This window comes from Zoogloea sp. LCSB751, assembly GCF_002028455.1.
In the GTDB taxonomy this organism is placed as follows: Bacteria; Pseudomonadota; Gammaproteobacteria; order Burkholderiales; family Rhodocyclaceae; genus Zoogloea.
Map to the genome: position 1 here is coordinate 1 of NZ_MWUM01000421.1, position 251 is coordinate 251.

Consider the following 251-nt stretch of genomic DNA (forward strand, 5'->3'; position numbering starts at 1 on the left):
AGCATGTTTTACCCCTTTTGAACTTGTCTTTTTGCAAGTTCATCCAAAATCAAATAATAAAAATAACACCTAGTGTGTTGGCTTTTTCTCAGTTTGTTGTGCTTTCAATTGTTGTTGCAATTGTGCAAGACGAGCGTTTAGTAATTGAATTCTCTGATCTTTCTGATTAAGTGCCACTTCTAATTGTGTTACGTTTCTCTGTAATTTAACGGTTTTTTCACGAGATGTCATAACTTTTAATGACAACTCGT

Annotated in this window: 1 protein-coding gene; it reads right to left on the reverse strand. The window is 33.5% G+C overall.

All coding sequences use genetic code 11. The annotated features are described in order from the left end of the window. Positions 1–69: 69 nt before the first annotated feature. A partial coding sequence (locus B4920_RS27190; RefSeq protein WP_216820106.1) for a hypothetical protein occupies positions 70–251 on the reverse strand: 182 nt, incomplete at its 5' end.